At 47.4% G+C, this 23,041-nt stretch carries 23 protein-coding genes and 1 pseudogene; 13 read left to right on the plus strand and 11 right to left on the minus strand.

Annotated features, from left to right (window positions below; all coding sequences use genetic code 11):
- Window positions 1-759, minus strand: a 759-nt coding sequence (locus tag SPSYN_RS12480; RefSeq protein WP_161822835.1) for an IS4 family transposase, incomplete at its 3' end; no start/stop codon positions are given.
- A gap of 214 nt (window positions 760-973) precedes the next feature.
- On the opposite strand from SPSYN_RS12480, the gene SPSYN_RS12485 reads away from it, so the two are divergent.
- Complete coding sequence (locus SPSYN_RS12485) at window positions 974-1,897, plus strand: mechanosensitive ion channel family protein (RefSeq protein WP_161822836.1); 924 nt, start codon at window positions 974-976, stop codon at window positions 1,895-1,897.
- A gap of 126 nt (window positions 1,898-2,023) precedes the next feature.
- Here the strand turns inward: SPSYN_RS12485 and SPSYN_RS12490 are convergent, their stop codons facing one another.
- The gene (locus tag SPSYN_RS12490; protein ID WP_161822837.1) at window positions 2,024-3,358 is read right to left on the minus strand and encodes a glycosyl hydrolase family 18 protein; all 1,335 of its coding nucleotides are present in this window, start codon (window positions 3,356-3,358) and stop codon (window positions 2,024-2,026) included.
- Between the two features lie 295 nt (window positions 3,359-3,653).
- Here SPSYN_RS12490 and SPSYN_RS12495 point away from each other — a divergent pair, with 295 nt between their 5' ends.
- Window positions 3,654-3,851 (plus strand): hypothetical protein, encoded by a 198-nt coding sequence (locus SPSYN_RS12495; protein ID WP_161822838.1) that lies wholly within the window; start codon window positions 3,654-3,656, stop codon window positions 3,849-3,851.
- Window positions 3,852-3,990: 139 nt separating this feature from the next.
- Here the strand turns inward: SPSYN_RS12495 and SPSYN_RS16275 are convergent, their stop codons facing one another.
- Complete coding sequence (locus tag SPSYN_RS16275; RefSeq protein WP_279279291.1) at window positions 3,991-4,116, minus strand: hypothetical protein; 126 nt, start codon at window positions 4,114-4,116, stop codon at window positions 3,991-3,993.
- Window positions 4,117-4,242: 126 nt separating this feature from the next.
- Here SPSYN_RS16275 and larB point away from each other — a divergent pair, with 126 nt between their 5' ends.
- Window positions 4,243-4,998: a nickel pincer cofactor biosynthesis protein LarB gene (gene larB / locus SPSYN_RS12500; protein ID WP_161822966.1), complete on the plus strand. Its 756-nt coding sequence runs from the start codon at window positions 4,243-4,245 to the stop codon at window positions 4,996-4,998.
- On the opposite strand, the gene SPSYN_RS16365 is transcribed toward larB, so the two are convergent.
- Together SPSYN_RS16365 and SPSYN_RS16370 are read right to left on the minus strand one after the other, a co-directional pair.
- On the minus strand, window positions 4,976-5,332 hold the full coding sequence (locus tag SPSYN_RS16365) for a mechanosensitive ion channel family protein (protein WP_341478889.1): 357 nt from the start codon (window positions 5,330-5,332) through the stop codon (window positions 4,976-4,978). The two genes, larB and SPSYN_RS16365, sit on opposite strands and share 23 nt — an antisense overlap.
- Window positions 5,333-5,410: 78 nt before the next feature.
- A pseudogene (locus SPSYN_RS16370) lies at window positions 5,411-5,728 on the minus strand (mechanosensitive ion channel family protein); the annotation flags it as partial.
- A gap of 535 nt (window positions 5,729-6,263) precedes the next feature.
- Between SPSYN_RS16370 and SPSYN_RS12515 the strand changes: the two are divergent.
- The 3 genes from SPSYN_RS12515 to SPSYN_RS12525 all read left to right on the plus strand — a co-directional run bounded on the left by SPSYN_RS12515 (window position 6,264) and on the right by SPSYN_RS12525 (window position 10,118).
- Entirely contained in the window at window positions 6,264-6,797 is a 534-nt protein-coding gene (locus SPSYN_RS12515; RefSeq protein ID WP_161822841.1) for a BON domain-containing protein, read from the plus strand.
- A 17-nt stretch (window positions 6,798-6,814) separates the two neighbouring features.
- Window positions 6,815-9,433: a bifunctional acetaldehyde-CoA/alcohol dehydrogenase gene (adhE, locus tag SPSYN_RS12520; protein ID WP_161822842.1), complete on the plus strand. Its 2,619-nt coding sequence runs from the start codon at window positions 6,815-6,817 to the stop codon at window positions 9,431-9,433.
- Window positions 9,434-9,839: 406 nt separating this feature from the next.
- The gene (locus SPSYN_RS12525; protein ID WP_161822843.1) at window positions 9,840-10,118 is read left to right on the plus strand and encodes a hypothetical protein; all 279 of its coding nucleotides are present in this window, start codon (window positions 9,840-9,842) and stop codon (window positions 10,116-10,118) included.
- Between the two features lie 56 nt (window positions 10,119-10,174).
- Here SPSYN_RS12525 and SPSYN_RS12530 read toward each other — a convergent pair whose 3' ends face one another.
- Window positions 10,175-10,336 (minus strand): hypothetical protein, encoded by a 162-nt coding sequence (locus SPSYN_RS12530; protein WP_161822844.1) that lies wholly within the window; start codon window positions 10,334-10,336, stop codon window positions 10,175-10,177.
- Between the two features lie 164 nt (window positions 10,337-10,500).
- Here SPSYN_RS12530 and SPSYN_RS12535 point away from each other — a divergent pair, with 164 nt between their 5' ends.
- Window positions 10,501-10,698, plus strand: a complete 198-nt coding sequence (locus tag SPSYN_RS12535; protein ID WP_161822845.1) for a CopZ family metallochaperone — start codon at window positions 10,501-10,503, stop codon at window positions 10,696-10,698.
- Between the two features lie 30 nt (window positions 10,699-10,728).
- Here SPSYN_RS12535 and SPSYN_RS12540 read toward each other — a convergent pair whose 3' ends face one another.
- The 3 genes from SPSYN_RS12540 to SPSYN_RS12550 all read right to left on the minus strand — a co-directional run bounded on the left by SPSYN_RS12540 (window position 10,729) and on the right by SPSYN_RS12550 (window position 14,473).
- Window positions 10,729-12,828, minus strand: a complete 2,100-nt coding sequence (locus SPSYN_RS12540) for a sigma 54-interacting transcriptional regulator (RefSeq protein WP_161822846.1) — start codon at window positions 12,826-12,828, stop codon at window positions 10,729-10,731.
- A gap of 234 nt (window positions 12,829-13,062) precedes the next feature.
- Complete coding sequence (locus SPSYN_RS12545; RefSeq protein ID WP_161822847.1) at window positions 13,063-13,554, minus strand: YhcN/YlaJ family sporulation lipoprotein; 492 nt, start codon at window positions 13,552-13,554, stop codon at window positions 13,063-13,065.
- A gap of 139 nt (window positions 13,555-13,693) precedes the next feature.
- The gene (locus SPSYN_RS12550) at window positions 13,694-14,473 is read right to left on the minus strand and encodes a DUF169 domain-containing protein (RefSeq protein ID WP_161822848.1); all 780 of its coding nucleotides are present in this window, start codon (window positions 14,471-14,473) and stop codon (window positions 13,694-13,696) included.
- A gap of 231 nt (window positions 14,474-14,704) precedes the next feature.
- On the opposite strand from SPSYN_RS12550, the gene SPSYN_RS12555 reads away from it, so the two are divergent.
- Complete coding sequence (locus tag SPSYN_RS12555) at window positions 14,705-15,439, plus strand: LolA family protein (protein WP_161822849.1); 735 nt, start codon at window positions 14,705-14,707, stop codon at window positions 15,437-15,439.
- Window positions 15,440-15,593: 154 nt separating this feature from the next.
- On the plus strand, window positions 15,594-16,208 hold the full coding sequence (locus SPSYN_RS12560; protein ID WP_341478883.1) for an FmdE family protein: 615 nt from the start codon (window positions 15,594-15,596) through the stop codon (window positions 16,206-16,208).
- A 12-nt stretch (window positions 16,209-16,220) separates the two neighbouring features.
- Here the strand turns inward: SPSYN_RS12560 and SPSYN_RS12565 are convergent, their stop codons facing one another.
- Together SPSYN_RS12565 and SPSYN_RS12570 are read right to left on the minus strand one after the other, a co-directional pair.
- Window positions 16,221-16,742: a DUF3231 family protein gene (locus SPSYN_RS12565; RefSeq protein WP_161822850.1), complete on the minus strand. Its 522-nt coding sequence runs from the start codon at window positions 16,740-16,742 to the stop codon at window positions 16,221-16,223.
- Window positions 16,743-16,775: 33 nt separating this feature from the next.
- Entirely contained in the window at window positions 16,776-17,297 is a 522-nt protein-coding gene (locus SPSYN_RS12570) for a DUF3231 family protein (RefSeq protein WP_243153043.1), read from the minus strand.
- A gap of 303 nt (window positions 17,298-17,600) precedes the next feature.
- Here SPSYN_RS12570 and htpG point away from each other — a divergent pair, with 303 nt between their 5' ends.
- The 4 genes from htpG (at window position 17,601) to SPSYN_RS12590 (ending at window position 22,997) form a co-directional block, all read left to right on the plus strand.
- Window positions 17,601-19,484 (plus strand): molecular chaperone HtpG, encoded by a 1,884-nt coding sequence (htpG, locus tag SPSYN_RS12575; RefSeq protein ID WP_161822851.1) that lies wholly within the window; start codon window positions 17,601-17,603, stop codon window positions 19,482-19,484.
- A gap of 238 nt (window positions 19,485-19,722) precedes the next feature.
- Window positions 19,723-20,397 carry an undecaprenyl diphosphate synthase family protein gene (locus SPSYN_RS12580; RefSeq protein WP_161822852.1) on the plus strand — a complete coding sequence of 225 codons (675 nt, stop codon included), beginning with the start codon at window positions 19,723-19,725 and terminating at the stop codon, window positions 20,395-20,397.
- 291 nt (window positions 20,398-20,688) lie between these two features.
- A complete protein-coding gene (locus SPSYN_RS12585) occupies window positions 20,689-21,153 on the plus strand; it encodes a Spy/CpxP family protein refolding chaperone (RefSeq protein WP_161822853.1) in 465 nt (154 codons plus the stop codon).
- A 137-nt stretch (window positions 21,154-21,290) separates the two neighbouring features.
- Entirely contained in the window at window positions 21,291-22,997 is a 1,707-nt protein-coding gene (locus SPSYN_RS12590) for a serine/threonine protein kinase (protein ID WP_161822854.1), read from the plus strand.
- Window positions 22,998-23,041: the final 44 nt, after the last annotated feature.

Consider the following 23,041-nt stretch of genomic DNA (forward strand, 5'->3'; position numbering starts at 1 on the left):
TTGATTCATCTGTTTAACCATACCGATGGTATGAAGACCTTTTTTAAGTAGGGATGTAATCATCGGTTCATTGGTAAACCAGCTGTCCATCAAAACGTAGTCGGCTGTGATACCGGAATTCAAGGCGTTATCAAGTAAACGGAGGGCATTTTGGGGTTTTTCCATAATGGCCTCTGAACGCCGCTTTGCACCATTAGTTCTTTTATCAATAGTACTCGAAGCATCATTCAGTCTGTTTTGCGTTTTGGCTGAGCTGAGCATGGCAAAATCCACAGGAACGAAGCTGTATCCGTCAGACCAGCCCAGTGTCAGAAGGGTGTATCCCTTTATAAACTGACGGCTTGTATGATCAAAAACACGGGCTAGAAGCTCGGCTTGCTTGCTTCTGGGTCTTGAAAGTATTGAATCATCAAGAATAAATACCCGAACTCTTTTGTCAGAGGTAAGAAGGTTAAATGCATCGGTAACCTTAAGGGCAAGCTGCAACAAGAACTTTCGCCACGAGTATTTAGGATTATTAAGAAAACGATAATATGCATCTTTGCCAGGTAAATCCTGACCACGTTTGCTGGCAAGGAAATTGTTCATTTTCTTACCGTGAAAAACCAGTAGAAAGATGAACTCAAAAATTTGTTGAGTACTTATACCGCTTGCTTTGCGGATATTGGCAGCATGAAGTAGTTGATTGATCTTTAACGCTTTGAATAGCTTTGCCACTTGAGATAAAACCTTTTCAGACGGATCAATTTGGTGTAACATTTACTTGTGCATCCTTTCCGTTTGACATGTTTTGTTTGGTCACTTAACATTTTACCAAACGAGGATGCACTTTTTGTGTCTATAGTGCTTTTTTATCTGTGATAAGCCTGATTTTATATGGCTTAACGGTATTTTCTATGGTGCGAAATTTGAGTTAATAATTGGAGATGAATGTTAGTGATGAAGGTTAATTGAAGAGGTGGGGTTAGTTTCTATGGATTTTTGGCAGGGTCAGTATCTGTTATTCTTAGATTATGTCAATGCTAATTTCCAATTAGTATTAGCTAAATTGATGTACACCGGAATTATTTTTTTAATTACCTATTTGTTGCTTAGACTGCGGCTTACCCTGGTTAATAAAATTTTTGACCGGTCTACTCACGATATTAATAAAGCCAATACACTTAGGACGATGTTGCTTTCGGGAACTCGTTACGTTATTTATATTGTGGCAGTTCTTACTATGCTTGCAGTTTTTGAAATTAACATTGCTCCTCTGCTGGCAAGTGCCGGTATTGTGGGTTTGGCCGTGGGTTTTGGTGCGCAAAACCTGGTTAAGGATATTATTACAGGTTTTTTTATCATGTTTGAAGACCAGTTTCATGTGGGTGATTTCATTGAAGTTAACGATCAAGTATCCGGAACGGTAGAGGAATTGGGTTTGCGCATGACCACCATTAGGGAATGGAGCGGCAAAAAGTTTTATATCGCTAATTCGGAAATTAAAACAGTTAGAAATTATAACCGTGGTCATTTGCGTACCGTCGTTTCAGTTGCGGTACCCTTTGAGGAAGATTTACACAATGTATTTAATACGCTGAATGAAGTTTGTCGGAATATTACCGGTGCACATGCCGATAAATTGATTAAGCTGGGAGACGGTTCATTTGTAGAAGCACCTCAGGTTTATGGCATTACGGATATCAACAAGGATAAGCGGGGTGTGGTGTTCACAGTTACAGCAGTTGTTGACCCAACTCATTACTGGTTTTTAGAAAGGGAATTTAGAAGATTAATATTGGAATATTTCCAGGCTGCGGGAATTGCCATGGCATATCCGCAATTAAATATTAAAACGGACCGGAGCTTTGAGATTTTGCATAATACAAAACAGGGCGGTACAGTTGATTATTCGTAAAGGACTGAAATACTGTCCTTTGATTTTGTACAAGCTATACAAAAATCAAGCAAAGCCCTTATTCCTTCGCGGGAATAAGGGCTTTGGTGGGGAGCTCTATGGTAAAGCCACGAGGGCGTATTTTGCTTAGGATTTTCCCAATTTACCGGCGATGAGCCGCCAGCTATCCGGGTCTTCCATGCCCAGGCGCCACAGGGCAATACCTTTTAAATTGTACTTATTTACCGCGTCCAGCTTAAAAGCCATGCTGCTGGAGTTTTCAAAGTAAACGCAGTGCCAGTTGCCTTTCTGGTCGGTGTAGGTAAAATAGGGAGCCTGTCCGCTTGTGCTCCACTGCACGCTTTTGCCATACTTTCTAGCGGTATCCAACGCCATCTGATAAGAGATATAACGGGAGTTGCCCAGGCCGTAATTCCAATCAAAACCATAGCCGGCAACGCCCAGAAGGATCTTTTCCGGCGGTAGCTTGGTCAGGGCATATTTAATTACTCGCTCCAGATAGGCCGGGGATGCTATGGGACCCGCCTTGCTCCCCGCGGTGTGCTCATCGTAAGCCATCACGGCTACCATATCGGCATACCGGCCAACTTTGGTAAAATCAAAGTTGTCACCCCAGCCGCCGGTAGTTTTGTCCGTTGTCTTGGCAGGCACGCAGACAATTATTTCATAACCCGACGGTTTTAGCTGGGCGGATAGCTCGGCTAAAAATTGGTTATACAGCGTCCGGTCCCAGGCATGCATATCTTCAATATCAATACATACACCATCAAAACCATTATCCTTCAGCAGATTATATATATTCATAACCAGTGTCCATCGGGTTTTTGGGTCGGCCAGAGCTGAATGCAGCACATTCCGCCCCACTGACCCACCGTAAAGCAGGTTATGTATCAGGGCATAATTTTTTATATTGTTTTCTTTGGCCAGCTTCATTACTTGCTGGATTTCCTGGGCAGTATCGTTGCCGTACTTCTCCAGCTGGCCCGGGTTGTTTCTAGCCAACCTGTACCAGAACGGGGATATGGAGGTTAGCTTGTCCTTGTGCTTTTCCACGGTGGCGTAAGAAGATGGTATGGAGGGCTCACTGCCCACGTAGAAGCCAAGCACTTCCTTTGACGATTTGGTCCCTGGAACATTGGACGGCGGTGCGGGTGCATAACCCAGTAATTTGTTGATTATTTGATTGGTTTGCGGTCCGACAACACCGTCAACTTTTAATTGATAATCGGCCTGTAGTTTGACTACTGATTTCGTGGTGATGGGGCCAAAATAACCGGTAGGTTGGGTTTGCAGGTAACCCAGGTGCTGAAGCTGCTTCTGTAAGTCAAGTACAGCCGCGCCCCGGTGGCCTTGTTTTAACGGCAGCGGAGCGGCCTGGGAGGAAGGTACGCTAATTACCAAAAATGAGAACATTAAAGCGGCAAGGGCCAGAGAAAGAAGTCGTTTCCACGGTGCTATCATAATGGCCTCCTTACAAAAATTTTAATTCGCATATAAATTATAGAATAAATGGACGGGCAAAGCATTGAATAAATATATGCACTGTTGACAGATGTTGCAATGCATTAGCAAGTTTGGTATTTAGGAGAAAATAGGCCAGCCTTAGGTGATCAAAAGAGCTGGGTATAGTGGCTATTTAAGGGAGGCCGGCATAGCGGGGGTTTTGTGGCAGAGTATTCAGGTGCTTGACAGAGCATAATAATGCCGGGTGTCTACCATAATAGCATAAAAACTTTGTGGGACGGAGGATAAACAAATGGCAGAAAGACCCTATCACGTAGATTTTAAACATCCTCGGCCCGAGTTGCAGGAGGATATACACCGGCCGGTGGGGGCTCCGCGGGCCAGGGAGATTAAGTCCCAGCAAGCCCAGCTGCACAGCGAGCATCAGCACGACATGAACAAAGGCGTCAAAATGGAAATGTCCGAGAAAACCGGCTTGAAGAATGAGTAAGAAAAAGCCCCGCGCGGGGGCTTTTTCTTACTTTAGGAAATTATGCTTGCCATATTTATGGCAAGTACAAAGATTTAAAGTACTGAAAAGCGCGCGCAGAGGGAACGAAAATGGGCGTGCTTTTCTTGTGTGTCGCCTGCTACTTACTGTCTTCGTCGCAGTTGTCAATTTCGTTCAATTTTAAGCGTAGGTAATCCTGGGCTGCTTCCTCATTGGCTTCCCGGTTAATCCTGTTCATCTCCTGGGCATTTTTGTCCTTAGACACTGTATCACCTCCGAGATTATTTTTTCACCAAAGCAGAGTGATTATTGCGTACAGGCGATGGAAACTAGTTATAATGTAAACAGTAAACAACAGAAGCCTAAATATATGCTGGTTAGGGGATGGATGATGAGCAGCGAAGCTTTGCGAAAATTATTAATCGAGGTACATGAGGGCCGGCTAGATGTCGATGCGGCCCTGGATAAGCTGAAGTCTTTGCCCTATGAAGATCTTGGTTTTGCCAAGCTGGACCACCACCGTGCATTGCGCAAGGGTTTCCCGGAGGTGGTTTTCTGCCAGGGTAAAACAACGGCTCAGGTTGTGGAAATCATTCAGAGGTTAGAGCAAAGCAATCACACTGTTCTGGCTACCCGTGCCGGGCAGGAGGTTTTTACTGCGGTGCAGACTGTTTGTGAGGATGCGGTTTATGTGGAACTGGCCCGTATCATAGTGGTCCGGCGCGGCGAGGGGCCTGTGCCCGGGGGCAAGGTGCTGGTGGTGACGGCCGGCACGGCTGACCTGGCTGTGGCGGAAGAGGCGGCTGTCAGCGCCGAGGTCATGGGCAACCAGGTGCGCCGGTGCTATGACGTAGGAGTGGCGGGTATCCACCGTTTGTTTGATCAACTGGAGATGTTTAAGTGGGCACAGGTGATCATTGTGGTGGCGGGTATGGATGGGGCCCTGGCCAGCGTGGTGGGTGGTCTGGTGGAGCAGCCCGTGATTGCCGTGCCCACCAGTGTGGGTTACGGAGCCAGCTTCCAGGGGTTAGCGGCGCTGCTCAGCATGCTGAACAGTTGCGCTCCCGGGGTCGGCGTAGTTAATATTGATAATGGTTTCGGGGCCGCCGCGCTGGCCAACGCGATTACTCGTCTAGCTTATCATTAATTTCTACTTCCCACTGCATATTGTTTTTCAACGGGGCCATATTGATACTGCGCAGGTGGATGTCGTGCTGAGGAAAGGGGATCTCTATGCCATGTTCCTGCAGCAGTTCGTTGATACGGTAGTTCAGATCGCTTTTGGTCATAAAGCGCAATACAGGTTCCGATACCCAGAAGGACAAGCTAAACTCCAATGAGGACGCGCCAAAATTGAGAAAGCTCACCTTGGGTGCCGGGCTTTCCAGTACGTTTTCGTGCTCGTCGGCGTCCTGCAGCAGCAGCTGTTCCAACAGCCGCACGTTTGAGCCGTAAGCTACACCAAGATGAATGGTTTCCATTATTTTGGGGTCACCGTAGGACCAGTTGGTGACTTGATTTTCGATAAAGTGGCTGTTGGGGATGATAATATGCTCATTTTTGCCGGTGGTCACTACGGTGGAGCGAATATTAATTTGCTACACATCGCAGGGTACGTCGTTGTTTTTATCTCCCACTTTGTTGGGACGTTCAAATAACAAGATCAAACCGGATATAAAGTTTGAGATAATGTTCTGCAGGCCGAAGCCGATCCCGATACCGGCTACCCCGGCAAAAACAGTGAGCGTACTTAAGTTGAAGCCAATCAAGGGCAAGGACACCAAAACAGCAATTACGATAATGATGTAGTGCAGCAGTCGGTTAAATGTGTATTGCATGCCCTGGTCCATTTCATGCCTGATATAAACCCGCTGCATGAAGAAGCGGGACAGAAAGTTGGAAAACTTGATGCTCAGGCTGATGATGATGGCCGGGATGATGAAGGTTAGCGTGTTAACCTCCGTATTTCCAACTTTAGACCAGGTTTTATCTATCCAAAAGGTGTTTTCAAAGTAAACAATGGCGTAGATAATTATGGCGTAAAATGTACCCCAGTTAATCAGGGATTGTATATAAGGAGCCAGGTCTTTTTTATCCCTTCTGTTAGTCAGTGCAGCGTTAAATCTTTTTAGTATCCAGTACCGCAGCAAAAAAAAGTAGCGGTATATAGACGACAAAATTTATCTCGTTATGGTACCGGTAATTATGCCAGAACTCGTACCATTCCAGTATGCCTTCCATGTCGGCCCCTCCGCAAACGTTATTATTGTATCGTTTTCTCCATATCATAACACATTTTTTTTAACTCATACACAAATAACTGCCCGGCCATAATAAGCATTAAGCTAAAATATTTCGTGACAGCTTGTGGTTAGCAATACTATACATGTAAAAGGAAAGGACTGGTGCCTGATGCCGGGTAAATCTGATGACAGGGATACAGCAATGCAGCAGAAAGTCCAACAAATGCTAGATAATGATCAGGATTTGCGGGGTTATGCTTTAAAGGCCAATGTCATTGATGGTGAAGTGCAGGTGAGCGGCGTGGTGGACGCGCTCGCCGAGCAAAACAGGCTGCGGGAAAAGCTTGCCGGGATGCCCGGGGTGAAAAGTGTGGAGCTGGATCTGGCGGTAAGCACGGACGGGGCAATTAACGATAGTGCGGTGAATATGGAGGTCATGGAGGAACTGGAGGCTAATCCCCGGGTAAACTTGCGCCACGTGGGGGCTAAAACGGTGGATGGTACGGTCTTTCTGGTGGGCAGGGCAGCGTCGCCGGAGGAAGAGCAAGAGGCGATAGCCAGCGCATCCAAAGCCCGGGGCGTGATCAAGGTGGTCAGCCAGCTGAAAAGTAAGCCGGATGACGGCTATGATGAAGAAAGCATTGAGGAAATCTTTCACCATCAGGTAAACAATGACAGGGAAAACGATGTGCTGAGAATTTAATAAAGCGAGGGGCTATAATGAGCGAGCCAAATAACGATCCTGAGATCCAATATATTGGCGATGAGAATGAGTTAATGGTGGACAGGCTGGTTGAAAAGGCGGTGCAGGCCCAGCAGGCTTTACTGCGTTTTTCCCAGGAGCAAATTGATGACATAGTCAAATCCATGGCCCTGGCCGGTCTGGACCGGCACATGGAACTGGCCAAGCTGGCGGTGGAGGAAACTAAAAAGGGCGTTTATGAAGATAAGTCGATAAAAAATATTTTTGCAACCGAATCTATCTACCACAGTATTAAATATAAAAAAACAGTCGGCGTGATCAGTCTAAATGAAGAAGAGGACTTAATGGAGGTGGCCGAGCCGGTAGGGGTGATTGCCGCCGTGGTACCCGTCACCAACCCCACCTCCACCACCATGTTTAAATCGTTGATTTGCTTGAAAACAGCCAACCCGGTGATTTTTAGTTTTCACCCCGGAGCGAAAAGCTGCAGTTCGTCAGCTGCCCGGGTGATGTACAACGCTGCGCTGGCTGCCGGTGCACCGGAAAACTGCATTAGCTGGATAGAACAGCCCTCACTGGAAGCCACCAACTACCTGATGAACCATCCCGGAGTGCAATTGATCCTGGCTACCGGGGGAGCAGGATTGGTGCGGGCAGCTTACAGCACGGGCAAGCCGGCTCTGGGGGTAGGGCCGGGTAATGTGCCTTGCTATATTGAAAAATCAGCTAATATCAGGCGGGCGGTAACCGACTTGATACTAAGTAAAACATTCGATAATGGCCTGATTTGCGCCTCGGAACAATCGGTGATCATAGACCGGGATATTTACCAGGAAGTCACTAGCCTAATGCAAGAGTATGGCTGTTATTTTCTGAACGAGCAAGAAACGGGTAAACTTGAAGCGTTGGCGGTAACAGGTGAAAAATGTGCCTTAAATCCCGCCATTGTAGGACAACCCGCCTTTGCAATCGCGCAGATGGCGGGATTTGAAGTGCACATGGATACCAAAGTGCTGGTGGCACCTCAGGAGGAGGTGGGGCCCGGACATCCCCTGTCTATGGAAAAGCTGAGTCCTATCCTGGCCTGCTACCAGGTAGCCGGTTACCAGGAGGGTATCAAGCGTTGTGAGGAAATTGTGGGCTTTGGGGGCCTCGGCCATTCGGCGGTGCTGCATACCGAAGATAAAGATGTGCTGGCCGAATTTTCCCGGCGCATGCGCACCGGAAGGATTATCATCAATTCCCCGTCCACTCACGGGGCAATCGGGGACATCTACAATGTCAATACACCTTCACTCACCTTGGGTTGCGGCTCGATGGGCCGAAATGCCACTACTTCCAATGTCAGCGTGGATAATCTGATTAATATCAAACGGGTTACCGGTCGACGGGACAAGCTGCAGTGGTTCAGGGTACCCGAGCGCATTTACTTCACTTCAGGCTCGGTGCAGTATTTGCAAAAAATGCAGGGCATAACCAGGGCATTCATTGTTACCGACCCGGGGATTGTAAAGCTCGGTTTTGTGGATAAAGTGGTCTACCATTTAAATAAACGCAATAACCCGGTCAGTATAGAAATATTCTCCAATGTAGAGCCGGACCCATCGGTGGAAACGGTGCAGAAGGGTGTCGAGGTGATGAAGCAGTTCCGACCAGACGCCATCATCGCCCTGGGGGGCGGTTCGCCGATTGACGCCGCCAAGGCAATGTGGCTGTTTTATGAGCATCCCGAGGTAGAGTTTGATTTTCTGCGCCTGAAATTCATGGATATTCGCGAGCGCACCTACAAGTATCCTAAAACGGGGAGGAAGGCTCAGCTGGTTGCTATACCAACCACCAGTGGTACCGGCTCGGAAGTAAGCGCCTTCGCGGTAATTACCCACAAGGGCGAGAATATCAAATATCCTCTGGCCGATTATGAGCTGACTCCGGATGTGGCGATTATTGACCCGGATTTCGTCGTTACACTGCCCCCTGAGGTTATCGCGGACACCGGTCTTGATGTGCTGACCCATGCCCTGGAGGCTTATGTTTCAGTGATGGCCTCGGACTACACCGATGCGATGGCTATGAAGGCAACCGAACTGGTGTTTAATTATTTGCCCGCCAGTTTTGGGGAAAAGGATAATTTTGAAGCCCGGAGCAAAATGCATAACGCTTCTTGTATAGCTGGTATGGCCTTTACCAATGCTTTTTTGGGCATCAACCACAGCCTGGCCCACAAGCTGGGCGGGGAGTTTCACATTACCCACGGCCGGGCTAACGCTATTTTGCTACCCCATGTGATCAGGTATAATGCTGGGCCACCCAGTAAGTTCGCCTCTTTTCCGCAATACGAATATTTCCAGGCCCCGGAAAAATACCGGCAGATGGCTGCTTTTCTGGGTATGCCGGCGCGCACGGTGGAAGAGGGTGTGAACAGCCTAATCTCCGGCGTCGAGAAACTGCGGGCCAGGGTTGGTATACCGGATACCATTGCCCAGTGCGGCGTTAACGAAGCACTGTTCAAGCAAAAGGTGCCCGAGCTGGCCGAGAATGCTTTTGAGGACCAGTCTACCGGCGCAAATCCGCGCATGCCCCTGATTGAAGAACTGGCGGGCATTTTACTGCGGGCTTACGACAACCCGCACGCTTAGCCGGTGAAATTAGGGGGCAATCAGAAGCACTGTCTGTCAACCTGCTTTTCGCTTTTTCTTATTTGCTATACTTGGATAACCTTGGGTTTTATGATAAATTGATATCAACGTAGCTGATTAGCATAATCAGGCTGAGTGCATATTAAGTTAATACAGTTAATGGCAGCAAACAGAGATGTTACTTAGTACTAAAACGTAATTAAAGGTAAGCTTCGCCATGGGGATGGTTGTAGGGGTGGGGCTGGCGCCCCACTCGCTGGATGGACCCAAAGGAAGACGACGGAACCGCCCTGTCGCGCGTTTAGGTATTGGTCTTATAATTGGTTGTATATGATTAAATACGCTATAGAAGGGAGTTAGGCCTGGTAGGGAGAGAAGTTGGCAAAGTAGAGGCCAGGCCGCTGTTATGGCGCAAGTAATGCTGGACCGGGCACGTAATTTTAAGCTTACCGAAGCAACGATAACCCGGATTAACGAAAAGTACGGGTCTGCAGAAGCTGCCATTGAGGAGCTTAAGCAAGTGAATTTGCATGCCTTTATTACTGTGGTCTGGGCGCTTTTGGCCGAGGATGACCCGGAGCTTTCCTTTGAAGATACTGCCCGGCTGCTTTACGCTAAGCCGGAGATAATGCAACAGGTTGACGAGGCTATTGTAGCCGCTTTTACCGAACAAATAGTTTCCTAACCGCATTTGGCGCACGGGCCGTCTGCAAGGGTAGGCTGGTATTGGTTTACGCCCTTTTAATCTTCCTTGTTCTCCTTGGCTACGTATACCGCGCCACTGCCGTAATGGTCCGGAGCTGTAGTTTGTCCGCTGGTATCGTCAATATGGACTGATTTGGCATGGTATTTATCAAGATTGCTTTTTTTAATAATTGGCTTGCTGCTGTTTTCGGTTTGCATGGTGTTAACCTCCCTGGCTAAATTTTTGTTGTTGTTCTTTATTCTAACCAGGACAGAGGATAAATATTGTCCCGAAGCAGGCAGCCATGAACATAGGAAGGCTCCATTGCTGAACGGAATTTTACCTGGTAAGCAGCTGCATGGCAAGGAGGTGAGATGCGGAGATGAACCAGACGCTAAAAGTTGAAGGCATGAGCTGCCGCCATTGTGAAATGGCCGTGGAAAAGGCAGTTAAAGGCCTTGCCGGTGTGGAAAACGTAAAGGTGGATTTAGTTAACAAAGAAGTCTCGGTAACCGGTTCGGCAGACCGGGAGCAGATCGCCAAGGCGATTCAGGAAGCCGGTTATGAGGTAGTGGGCTAGCACTGAGAATTAACGAAGAAATGGCCTGGTTTATAAAGCCAGGCCGCTTTGCTTCAGTCGGCTGATTTTGCGTACGATGGTGGACTGGTCTACCTTTAAGGCCTGGGCTGCCCGGTTGGCGCTGCCGCATTCCTTGATGGCGGTGCTGATTAGCTGCCGCTCTACCTCCAGCACCGCGTTTTTAAGCGGCATGATCCCCTTGACATAAACTTCAGGCTGCTTGTCCTCCAGGTTTTCAAAAACATGCGCCGGCAGGTGTTCTACGGAAATTTCATCGTCAGCGGTGGTTACCAGCAGCCTTTCCATCATATTATCAAGTTCCCTGACATTGCCGGGCCAGTAATAATTCAGCAGGGCATCATAAACCCGGGGACTAACTCTTTTACGAATGCCGTATTTTTTCTCATATTTTTGTATAAAGGTACAGGCCAGCGGAATGATATCTTCTTTGCGTTCCCGAAGTGGGCAAATATTTAACGGTACCACGTTGATCCGGAAGTACAGATCTTCCCTGAACTGGCCTTCCTTGACCATTGTTTCCAGGTTGCGGTTGGTGGCCGCAAGGATGCGTACATTTATGGGCTTGGGCTTGCTGCCGCCCACCCGGAGCACTTCTTTTTCCTGGATCGCCCGTAGCAGTTTAACTTGAAAACTGATGGGTAAATCACCAATCTCATCCAAAAATAATGTGCCGTTGTTGGCTAGCTCAAACATACCCGCCTTGCCCTCGCGGTTAGCCCCGGTAAAAGCGCCCCGCTCGTAGCCAAACATCTCCGATTCCAGCAGGTTTTCTGGTATAGCCCCACAGTTGACGGTAATAAAGGGCCCGTTTTGGCGTTTACTGTTATTATGAATCGTTTTAGCAAAAACATCCTTGCCTACCCCGGATTCGCCCAGAATCAGCACTGTGGTATCAACACTGGCCAGGCGTACGGCGGTCTGTAACAATTCCTGCATTTTGGGGGAGTTAAAAACCAACCCTTCTTGTTTTAATAGCCGGCCTCGCAGCTCGTTAATCTCATCCTGGTAGCGCTCGCTCATTTCCTTGGTTTGCCTGAGCTGTTCCCGCAGTTCATTAAGCTCGGTGAGGTCACGAATGTTAATTACAATGCGCTCAGTTTCCCCCTCCTGGTTTTGTACAGGACTGCCGGTGATTAAAAACTGGTCCTTTTCCACCACGGTAACGGGTTCACCTGCAGCGAGCACAGCTTCGACGATGGAATGGGTATAGACTCCTTTTTCTATCAGGTAGTCCATGGGCTGGCCTTGAATTTTGGCCGAGGGTATACCGATGATTCGCTCGTGTGCCTGATTAGCCCTGATGATCATTCCATCGGCATTAGTAATAATAATGCCATCGTAGGATGACTCAATGATTAGCTCAAGCTTTTTGTTTAATTGTTTAACTGAATCAAGTTCTTCCGAAATAAATTCCAATTCGGAAATGTCCTGGAATATAGCCACGGCACCGACAACTTGTCCGTTTTCATAAATGGGACTCTGGTTGGTCAGGTAGGTGCGGTTGCCCTGGGTATAGGTCATGGATAATTTAAAATCTTTGCGGCTCCTGCCGTCTTTTAATACATCCAGCAGTCCCTGCAGGCTGATCACTTCAGACAGATGACATCCCATGGCAGAGCTTTTGGGCAGCCTGGTCATTTTTTCTGCAGCCTGGTTGTACAGGCGGATTACGCCGTTGTTATCGATGGCGATAATACCGTTGTTTACTGAATCTAAAATAGTATCTACCTGGAGTTGTATGGAGTTGGCTTTGTTTAACAGTTCACACCCCACCCTGGTTTTGGCAAGAAAGCCGCACAGGCGGTTATCCTGGTTAACCACGGGAAAAGCCTGCCCGTGTATGGCCCAGGCGTTGGCCCAGGAATCATTTTCGCCAATGGTCTGCACCGGGCTTTGCATAATATCGGCTACTGTGGTGTTCTGTTCAAAAACCTTTGCTCCCCATTCAATGAGATCATTTCTGGTCACCATGCCTATAATTTCTTCGTTTGGGCTTAGCACCGGCAGGCCGGTAATTTTATGCTGCCGGATAAGTTGCCAGGCCTCTGCAGCCGGCTGCTCGGGACGCAGACTGACGCTTAATGGCGTCATGATCTTGTTAACCAGCATTATTTTACCCCCTGAGATGAGCTGCAATATTTTAATAATTGTTTTCCGATTTTCCGGTCACAGATATATGTAATTCCGCATAATAAGTATTTCTGTTTAACCTGTATAAAACCTGCTGTTGTTTAATAAATATTTGCTGTCTGAATTGCTGGAAGGGGCTCAGCCGATGTTAAATAAAAAGTGAACCGGTGATGCTCCCGGTTCACTGCGGTAGTGTGTATGTGGGTCTGTTATTTACATGGTTCTTGGTGTTAAACGGCGGGTGATTTCTGCCAGCTCGTTGGCAAAGCTGGACACAGGCATGCCTTCGGCGATCCCTTTATCAATATTTTTCAGACGGGTAAAAGTATCGGCATCCGAGCTTACAAAAACGGTATTAATGCCGGTCTCAGTGCCTCGAACTTGCTTAATTACCGCTTCCTCAACTGCTTTAGTTTGCTCATTTTCCAAATTGGCTTTGATATCCAAGCCAATATAGGCGGTATTCCCGGCTACTACCACGGTGGAGCTTTTCACACCTTCAACCTGGTCGACTTTCTGAGCAATGTCTCTGGCCTGCTGCCGGGCATCATCATTAGCCTGGTTGTCATTGTTTGTGTCGGTTTGGTTCTGGTTGGGGACAGGCTGTGTGGGCCCTGGTTTTCTAGCCTCCGTACACCCGCTCAAAATAACGAGCGCAGTGATAAACAGTGCTACCAACAGGGTGGAAAAATTTTTAGTATTCATTTAAACGCACTCCTTTTGTAATTAGTTTTTCTTAGAATGCGAAAAATGATTAGATAATATTCAATAGACGAAGCGCTTATAGTGCTGATATGAGAACAGCCCCACCTTATAATGGCTTAAGATGGGGCTGTAGGTTTATTTATTTATTTCTTTCCAGTACGTGGTGCCATTCTTCCTTGTCCAGGAAACTTCCTGTAACATTGGCCTCCATGGCCAAAAACATTTGGTAGGGTACTGTAAATGACAGGATATCTTTATCCACATGCTTGCGGGCCGAAATATCGATCAAACCGATGATAGCCCGGGGGGTTTCCCGCTGTGCTTCTTGATAGGGGATAATACCAATACTGTGGCAGCCTGCACCAAACGGCACAACTACATTTTCATTGGTCTCCCGGTCGTAATTAGCCATAACCGTCAGAGCGGAAATCTGGTCAGGATTGGCCAGGAAAACAATGTTTTGGGGTGTCTCTCCCGCTGATAAACTGTCCAGCGGTTTAAAAACGACATAATCGGTGGGTACATCTGTCATGGGCAGGCATTCAACAAACTTTTTGGCTACGGCAGGGTTTTTCAGGTAGCCTTCGCCATGTTCCAGAGCAGGCATATTTTTCACTATATTCTTGCCTATCTCGGATTGGCAAAAGTCCTGGTTGCCGGTGGAAAGGAAATACTCAATCCCACCGGGGAAGTTGACGTAAGTGTTGCCAAAGCCCAAACCGGCGCCACCACCTAGGCAACCAAAGGTTTTCCGGTCAAATACGGCAGTTCTGCCTTTGGCTGCCGCGCTGAGCATAGCTACTACACAGCCCCAGCGACTTTCCTTAAATTGCAGGGCCAGCTCTGGTTTTTCGTTGGTGAACACTACTGCTACGGGTGCATACTTGAGCTGAATGGCCCGGGCTAATTTACTCTCCATATTTAAACCACCCTTTCTTTCTTTTTGTTAAGCATTATTGTGGTAAGAAATGCGGCTATGAGGCCCATGAGCAAGTTATTATCAGGTTTTCTACAATTCTATGAAAATCCCTGCAGGATGTATCAAAGGCAGTACCTGGTTATTACATCAGGGAAAAATTAACCTTTAAGGATAAAGGTTAACTTACCGGTTATGTCGAATAATATTGGCAAATTATAAAGGGGGAGTAGCATGTTGCATAAGTTAAAAATGCTTTTGGTTACCGTGCTGGTGGTTGTTTTCGGTTCCCTGGCTCTGGCCGGGTGTGGTGGAGAAAAACAGGAAAGCGGCAACGATGGCGACATCCAGGGAGTAACTGCGGGACAAAATGCGCAAAATACGGAGAAGGAATCGGCAGCGGATTTATTCGCTAAAGGGCAAAAAATTGAGGGCATGACCTGTGATTATGTTTTAACGGCGTCCGGCACCACTATGCAGGGTAAAATGTGGGTGCAGGGCGATAAGGTGAAGCATGAAACCTCGGCTCAGGGTGAAAAAGTGATTATGCTTTTTGACGGTAGTGCTTTTTATATGTATAACCCGGCGCAAAATATGGCGCTCAAATATACTAAAAAGGACCTGCCGGGGGGAAGCGAGGAAGTAGATACGCCCTTTGATTTTACGGAAGAAGCTAGTGATGGACTAATTACTGAACTGGAAACTGTAGACTTAGAAGGGCATAAATGCAGGGTCCTTTTGGTTCAAGAAAAAGATTCTAAAGATGAAGTAAAAATGTGGGTGCGGGAGGATTACGGTATCCCCGTGCGTGTAGAAGCTTCGGATGAGAATGGTGGCAAGACGGTCATGGAGTATAAGAATGTTGAGGTGGGAGCTCTGCCGGCTTCTACATTTGCTTTGCCTGAGGGTGTACAAGTGCAGGATATTAGTGATATGATGAGCCAGCTGCAACAGGGTGCCGGCAACTGAGCCGGTGCTTGCAATGAAAAGGTCGCCAAGCATTTTTTAAGGATGGGTGTCTTGGCGACCTTTTATGCTTTATAAATGTTTATATAACGGGTTGCAAGCTGGTTATATGACTTAGTATGATTAGACTAGCTCAATTCAAAATGACGAGGTGCTTATGATGTGTGCGGATAAGACTTTTTGGGAAAAAGCAGTTGAATTTCACGGGCATGCCTGCCCCGGACTGGCCGTCGGGTACCGAGTAGCGGAAATAGCACTGGAGCATCTTAAGGAAATACGCTCGGCCGACGAAGAGCTGGTGGCTATTGTGGAAAATGACGCCTGCGGAGTCGATGCCATCATGGTGCTGACCGGCTGTACCCTGGGTAAGGGTAACCTGCTCTTCCGTGACCTGGGCAAGCAGGTGTATACCTTTGGCAGCCGCAGCAGCAACCGGGCTCTGCGCATCTATGTGGATGATACCAGGGTGCACCCGTCCGACCCGCAAAAGGACCGGCTGCGGGACAGGGTTTTCGCCGGCACGGCCACCGAGGAGGAACTGGCGCAATTCGAACAGGAGCGGAGCCGGTGGATCGAACAACTGTTGCACATGCCCGAGGAAGAGTTCTGCAAGGTGGAGCAAATTGATTTTCAATTTCCCTCAAAGGCGCTTTTGTTCACTTCCGTGCAATGTGCCCGCTGCGGGGAATATGTGATGGAGCCCCGGGCTCGGGTGCGGGACGGTAAGTTTGTCTGCCTGGATTGCTTCGAGGATTACACCCGGGGATGGTAACAGTTGTCATTTTTAATTTGTTTTATACATGGGCGGAATAATTACATAGGATTTTAATTTACCGTATTCGATAAATCTATCGTATAGTTTCAGCTCCTCAATTAAAAAAGTTAAAAACATCTCTCTGATGCTAGGGGAAGTACTATGCATAAAAGCCATAGTATGCGTAGGTAAAAAGGATTGAATACCCCTTAAAACGCGCCGGAATATATATCTATCTGTGAAAGCCTCAATATTAACCGTAAATTGGGTTTGTTTCGGGGGCCTAACTGGAAGCGCGATTCCATAGGCCGTCATATTCTTTTCTAATAAAGAAATATGTTTGTCAAGCGTTTTTTTACCCAGCTTAAGAATTAGCCTTAAATCCTCATCGTGAGCAAAATTTTCAAATATATTTGTCAGATATATTATGTGATATCTTTGGATTAAATGATTCCACAGGTGAAATACATCGGTGACGCTGATTTTTTGTTGTTTATCCGCAGTAGATGCAGTTAGACTACTCAATATTTCTTTAGCCTTTAATATTTTCATTTGCCTTTTACCTCTTTTTAATATTATGCTCAGCTATGCATTATAAGTGGGAGGAATATTCAAATAACCCTTTAGCCTACCGTACTCGATAAGTATCTCATGAACCTCCATTGTAGTTATTAAATGGTTTTTGAATGTTTTTCCAACTATAGGGGAAGTACTTTGCATAAAAGCTCCCGCTAGAATATGGAAGAATGATTGAATGCCGATAAATAAGGTTTGATAGACAAATCTATCTGTTATGTGCTCTAATTTAGCTGTGGTGTTAATAGCGGCCGGCGGGCGACTCGGGAACGGTATACCGTAATTGCTCATGATGCTTTCCATACTGGCCATGCCTTCTTTAATAACAGCGGTTACCTTATCGATAATTAATCTTAAGTCTTTATCTTCAGCAAAATTACCAGTAACTTGAATACATTCCATAATATCTGATTTAGTAACCAGAACATCCCACACATAAAAAACTTCTGATACATTTATGTATTGCTGTCTTTCTTTGGTAGACTTACCGATTTCCCGTATCTTTTGAATCTTATCCATTACATCAACCAAAAGAGATACCTTCTTTGCGTTATTTTTATTGATATATTTTGATTATTTTATGTTGTTTATTCAGATTATATTTGCCTAACATCATTACTTTGATTTATAAACTAGAGTAAAATGGAGATAATGCATAATAAAAGGATTATTGTTGTGGATTTTAAGCGCTTACGGTATTTGCCATTCGTGCTTTAAATGCAATACTATCATTCTATAAGTTAGCACTCGCCGGGGTTGAGTGCTAACAATAGACTACTATATAAACTAAACTAAATTTGCTCAAACCACTTTACCAATAGGGAGGGTATATATATGGCTGATGAAGCTGATAACAAACAACAACAGACGCTGGAGTTTCAGGCCGAAGTTAAACAACTGCTGGATATTGTGATTAACTCCCTTTACACCGACCGAGAAATATTTTTACGGGAGCTGGTCTCCAATGCAGCCGATGCCCTGGAAAAATTAAGATACCGCACCATTACCGATAAAGAAGTAACAGACCCTAACCTGCCGCTTGAGATCACCATCGAGGTTAATGAGCAGGATAAAACTTTGACCATCAGCGATACCGGTACCGGTATGACCAGGGACGAACTGGTGGATAACCTGGGTACCATTGCCCGGTCCGGCTCCAAGGCATTTTTACAGCAGCTGGCTGAAGCGGAACAAAAGGATTTGAACTTAATTGGCCAGTTCGGGGTGGGCTTTTACTCAGCCTTTATGGTGGCCAAACGTGTGCGGGTGCTGACGCGCTCCTTTGTACCCGGTGAGGAAGGCTGTGAGTGGGTTTCAGACGGTGTGGGCAGTTACACCATTGACCAGGCGACGGGTCTTACCCGGGGCACAAAAATAATTCTGGAGCTTAAAGATGACGCCGGGGAATTTGCTTCTCCCGATACCATTAAGCGGATCATCAAGCGCTACTCGAATTTTGTACCATTTCCCATTATTTTAGCGGGTGAAAAGATTAATACAGTGCAGGCCATCTGGGTGCGCAACAAAAATGAAATCACGGACGAGGAATACACCGAGTTTTATAAGTTTATCGCCAATGCCTATGATGAACCTTATTACCGGCTGCACTTTTCTGCTGACGCACCCCTGGCCATTAATGCGCTGTTATTTGTACCCCAGGAAAATTTGGAACGCTATGGTTTTGGCAAAACCGAGCCCGGGGTGGCCTTGTATTGCCGCAAGGTGATGCTGCAACAAAAAGCCGAGGGTCTCTTGCCAGAGTGGCTGCGTTTTGTCAAAGGTGTAGTGGACAGTGAAGACATTCCCATTAATATTTCCCGGGAAACCATGCAGGACAGTGCACTGGTGGGCCGGCTGCGCAAGGTGCTGACTGGGCGCTTTCTTAAATTTTTGGGCGAGCAGGCCAAGACCGATCCGGATAAATACGGAGAGTTCTGGAAGAAGTTCGGTATTTTTCTTAAAGAAGGCGCGGCTTCAGATTTTATCTACAGTCAGGATATCGCGCCGCTGTTGCGCTTTGAGTCCTCCAAATCCGAGCCCGGCAAGTACGTTTCCCTGGATGAATACCTGGAGCGGATGCCGGAAAATCAAAAGCACATTTACTATATTAACGGGCCGACCCGGGAGGTCATTGAAGCCGGACCGTACCTTGAGGCCTTTAAATTGCGGGATATGGAGGTGCTTTACACTCACGAGCCTGTGGATGATTTTGTGCTCACCAACCTGGCGCAGTACAAGGAAAAGAAACTGGTTTCCGCCGACCAGCCCGAGCTTGATTTGCCGGATACCCAGGCTGACCTGGCCGACTCAGGAGACGCCGGCAAGCTGGAGGGCTTGGAATTGAAGAATTTACTGGCCTTTATGAAGCAAGCCCTGGGAGATAAGGTCAGCGAGGTACGGGAATCCAAGCGTTTGGTGGACAGCCCGGCGGTGCTGATTAATATGGATGAGGGCATGACCAGCAGCATGCAGCGGGTGATGCAGGCGCTGCAAAAGGAATTTGGCGGTACGGGGTTCGGCCAAAAGGCACTGGAGATCAACCCCGGCCACAAGCTGGTCAAAAGTCTGGAAGCACTGCGCCAGAATGATGCCGATTTTGCTGCCCTGGCTGTAGAGCAAATTTACGACAACGCTCTCATTGCAGCAGGCCTGCTCACCGACCCCCGGGATATGGTGGACCGCATGTACCGCATTCTGGAGCGGGCACTGGCGGAATAGAAGCCGGTTGCCTCATTTTCCCTGTCAACAGGTGATGAATAATTTAATTACGCTGTTCAGGCCTGATGCCGGTATTAAACCGGAGTCTGGCCTTTTTATGTTTCCGCAACTTTAAGATAACATAAATTTAATTTTAGTAAAAGGTTCAAGCATCGGTCAGGGCGGCACGGGGATATTATCTTTTGAATATGGGAATTTTAAAACAGTAGCTATGTTTTAACATGCCTGGAGGAGCCATATGACAAAAAACGAATTTAAGCGACTGCCCAAGCATATAGGAGTAATCCCGGACGGGAACAGAAGGTGGGCTGTGGGCAAAGGGCTGCCTAAACAAGCCGGTTATCAAAACGGTTTGGACCCCGGTATGATGCTGTATGAACTGTGCGTGGAGTTGGGTATCCCTGAGCTGACCTTCTACGGTTTCACCCAGGATAACACCAAGCGCCCGGCGGAACAGACCAGAGCCTTTCAGCAGGCCTGCGTAGATGCTGTGGATATGCTGGCTAACCGGGATGCCTCCCTGCTGGTCATGGGTGATTATGATTCACCTCTTTTTCCACCGCAGCTGAAGGAATACCGGCAAAGAAAAACCTTTGGCCGTGATTTAATTAAAATTAATTTTCTGGTCAATTATGGCTGGAAGTGGGATTTGCATCATTTTCTCAATGCAGGGGAAGACAGCAGCTGCAGTACCAAACGCCATATATTACAAACTATAGCCTCCCGCGATATTTCCCGCATTGATTTAATTATTCGCTGGGGCGGGCGCAGAAGGCTCAGCGGTTTTTTACCTGTGCAATCAATATATGCTGATTTTTACGTGGTGGAGGATATGTGGCCTGATTTTAAAAAAGAGCATTTTTATGAGGCATTGCACTGGTATGAGAATCAGGATATTACCCTGGGCGGGTAAGTGGCATGGCTTCCAGGAACACCTCCAGGTACCGAAAAATAATCATTCTTTGTTCAAAGTTTGTACCTTAATGCCGGGCATACTAAAACCAGCGCTGTGGAACTGCTCAAAGCTATGGCGCAATAAATCAATAGGAGGTGAAGAATCCTGTTTTTCAGCTGTACGGCGCTGGCGACAGGCTGAGCTGTTGCCGGCTCGAGCAACTGACTTTCACCGGTAGCCTTTCCAGGCTTGTACCGGCGGGAGAGAAACCTGCAGCATTGTATTGCGGTTTCTTAACAGGTAGCGCTGATGAAGAGGAGTATATTGTGTTTAACCTTAACTCTGTTCTTGCTATGCGGAATAGTCCAGGTAGCTGCGGCTGCCGGCACGGGTTGCGGTGTCGGACCTCACTTGCCAGGCAGTGGTGAGTGGGTTAGCCCGGTGGAGGTTTTAGACCTCACCGACCAACAACTGACTAAAATGCGGGCAGTTAACCAAAGCAGCTACGAGCAAATTCGCGATCTACGCATCAAGCTGATGGACAGCAGGCACGAGTTGATGCAGCTGCGATTACAGAAGAAACCTGATCAGGCTGCGGTAGAGGCCAAAATTAAAGAAATCAATGAAATGCGTGAAAAAATTCACACTATTTTTCAGCAAGGCAAGCAGGAGTGCCAGTCTATTCTTACCAAGGAGCAGCAGGCTAAATTACAAGAGCTGCCACACAAAAAGGGTAGCTTCAGGGGTTGCCCCGGCATAGGCAGGGATCAGTAGTTAGAGAAGTTGGCAAGAGGGGCGAGGTTTATCGCCCCTCTTGATTATTGTTGGACATTATATTTATTATTACACTTAAAAAAACAATATAATTGCGTATTTAATTGAATATGGTAGGACTTTATCAATGGAGGCATATGATGGTTGTTTGTCCCATTTGTGGTAACCAGAATCCTGCTGAACAACCATATTGTGGCAGCTGTGGAGGCAGGTTAGGCGGTGCCACTGGGTTAATCAAGAAAGATACCATATTGGAAGGACGTTACCTGATTATTAAACTGGTGGGCCGGGGTGGCATGGGGGCGGTTTATAAAGCGTTAGACCGGCGTCTGCAAAACCGGGTGGTGGCGATCAAGGAGATGAGCACTGGCGCTGTCGGCCAGGATAATATTGCTTTAGCAGTGGAGGCCTTTGAACGCGAGGTCGGCATGTTAATTAACTTGGATAACCCTGCTCTGCCCCGGGTCTGGGACTTCTTTGCGGGGGAGCAGCACCGGCTGTATTTAGTGATGGATTTTATCGAAGGGGAGTCCCTGGAAGCCGTGCTCCAAAGACGAGGGCCTGTACCGGAAGCCGAGATCCTTGATTGGGCCAGGCAAATTTGTGCTGTGCTGCATTACTTGCACAGTCACCAGCCTCCGGTGATTTTTCGGGACCTGAAGCCGGCAAATATTATGCTAACTCCCCAGGGCAGGATCAAGCTGATTGATTTTGGGATCGCGAGACACTTTAAACCCGGGCAGACTACGGACACGGTTACTTATGGCTCCGTTGGCTTTTCAGCTCCTGAACAATACGGGCAAGGTCAAACCGATGCACGGTCAGATATCTATTCCCTTGGTGCAACCCTTTATTACTTGATAACCGGTATTAATCCAAGTAAAAATCCCTTTCAATTTGAGCCGGTGAGCAGCCTGGTAGGGGTAACCAAGCCAACCGAGAGGGCAATCCACCTGGCATTACAGCTGAATCCGGCTGACCGGCCGGCCAGTGTAGGGGAGTGGCTGGCCCTGCTTGACGCTCCAGGTGCGGACAAGCATATTGTTGACGATACTGTGCTGCTTAGCAGTGACCCTGAGTTAACGGTAAAACTGCCTCACTCGGATACCGGCAGCGACTCTACCACCATGTTACCCAAACCGGGCTTCCGGGCTAATTTGAAATGGGTTGCAGGTGCCCTGGCCATGGCATTGCTGCTGCTGGCTGTTTGGTTTGGCTTTGCTGGTGACGAAAGCTTTAAACAGGCGGTTGAGCGGGAGACGGCCGCTCAGCTGTCCAGCCGGTCAAATAATGAACCTGCTCCCATTGAGGGGACCGCTATCGGGGATACTACATCCCCAGCAGTAGTCGAGGAAGTTAAACCGCCGGCAGCTAAAGATAAAGATAAAAAACAGGCTAAACCAAAAAACAACGCTGTTAAAAAAATACAATACCAAAAATATCGGAACGAACGGTTTGGTTATGCCATCGACTATCCCAGGGATTTTACTGCCGGCGTGTCACCGGAAAACGGTGACGGGCGGGTGTTTTCATCTCCCGGCGAAGAAGCTAAGTTAGTGGTTTACGGGGCCAATGTGTTGCAGAACGAATCCCTAGCGGACATCTATCAGGTGGCCAAAAAGTATGCCGGGGGGAAAATAGCTTACCAGCAAATGGGTAATAACTGGTTTGTATTGTCCTGGGAAAAGGATGATATTATTTATTATCTCAAAACATTTGCTGGCCGGGGTTCCGCCAATTCCTTTATCTTTACTTACCCTGAAGCTGAAAAACAATATTATGACCAGATCACTGTCCACTTAGAGTCCACCTTTCGCCCCGGGGACGTTAATCAAATCTGGTAATAGAAAAAGAATGCCACCGGCATTCTTTTTTGAACGCACAAACT

The sequence above is a fragment of the Sporotomaculum syntrophicum genome, assembly GCF_009932395.1.
Lineage (GTDB): Bacteria > Bacillota > Desulfotomaculia > Desulfotomaculales > Desulfallaceae > Sporotomaculum > Sporotomaculum syntrophicum.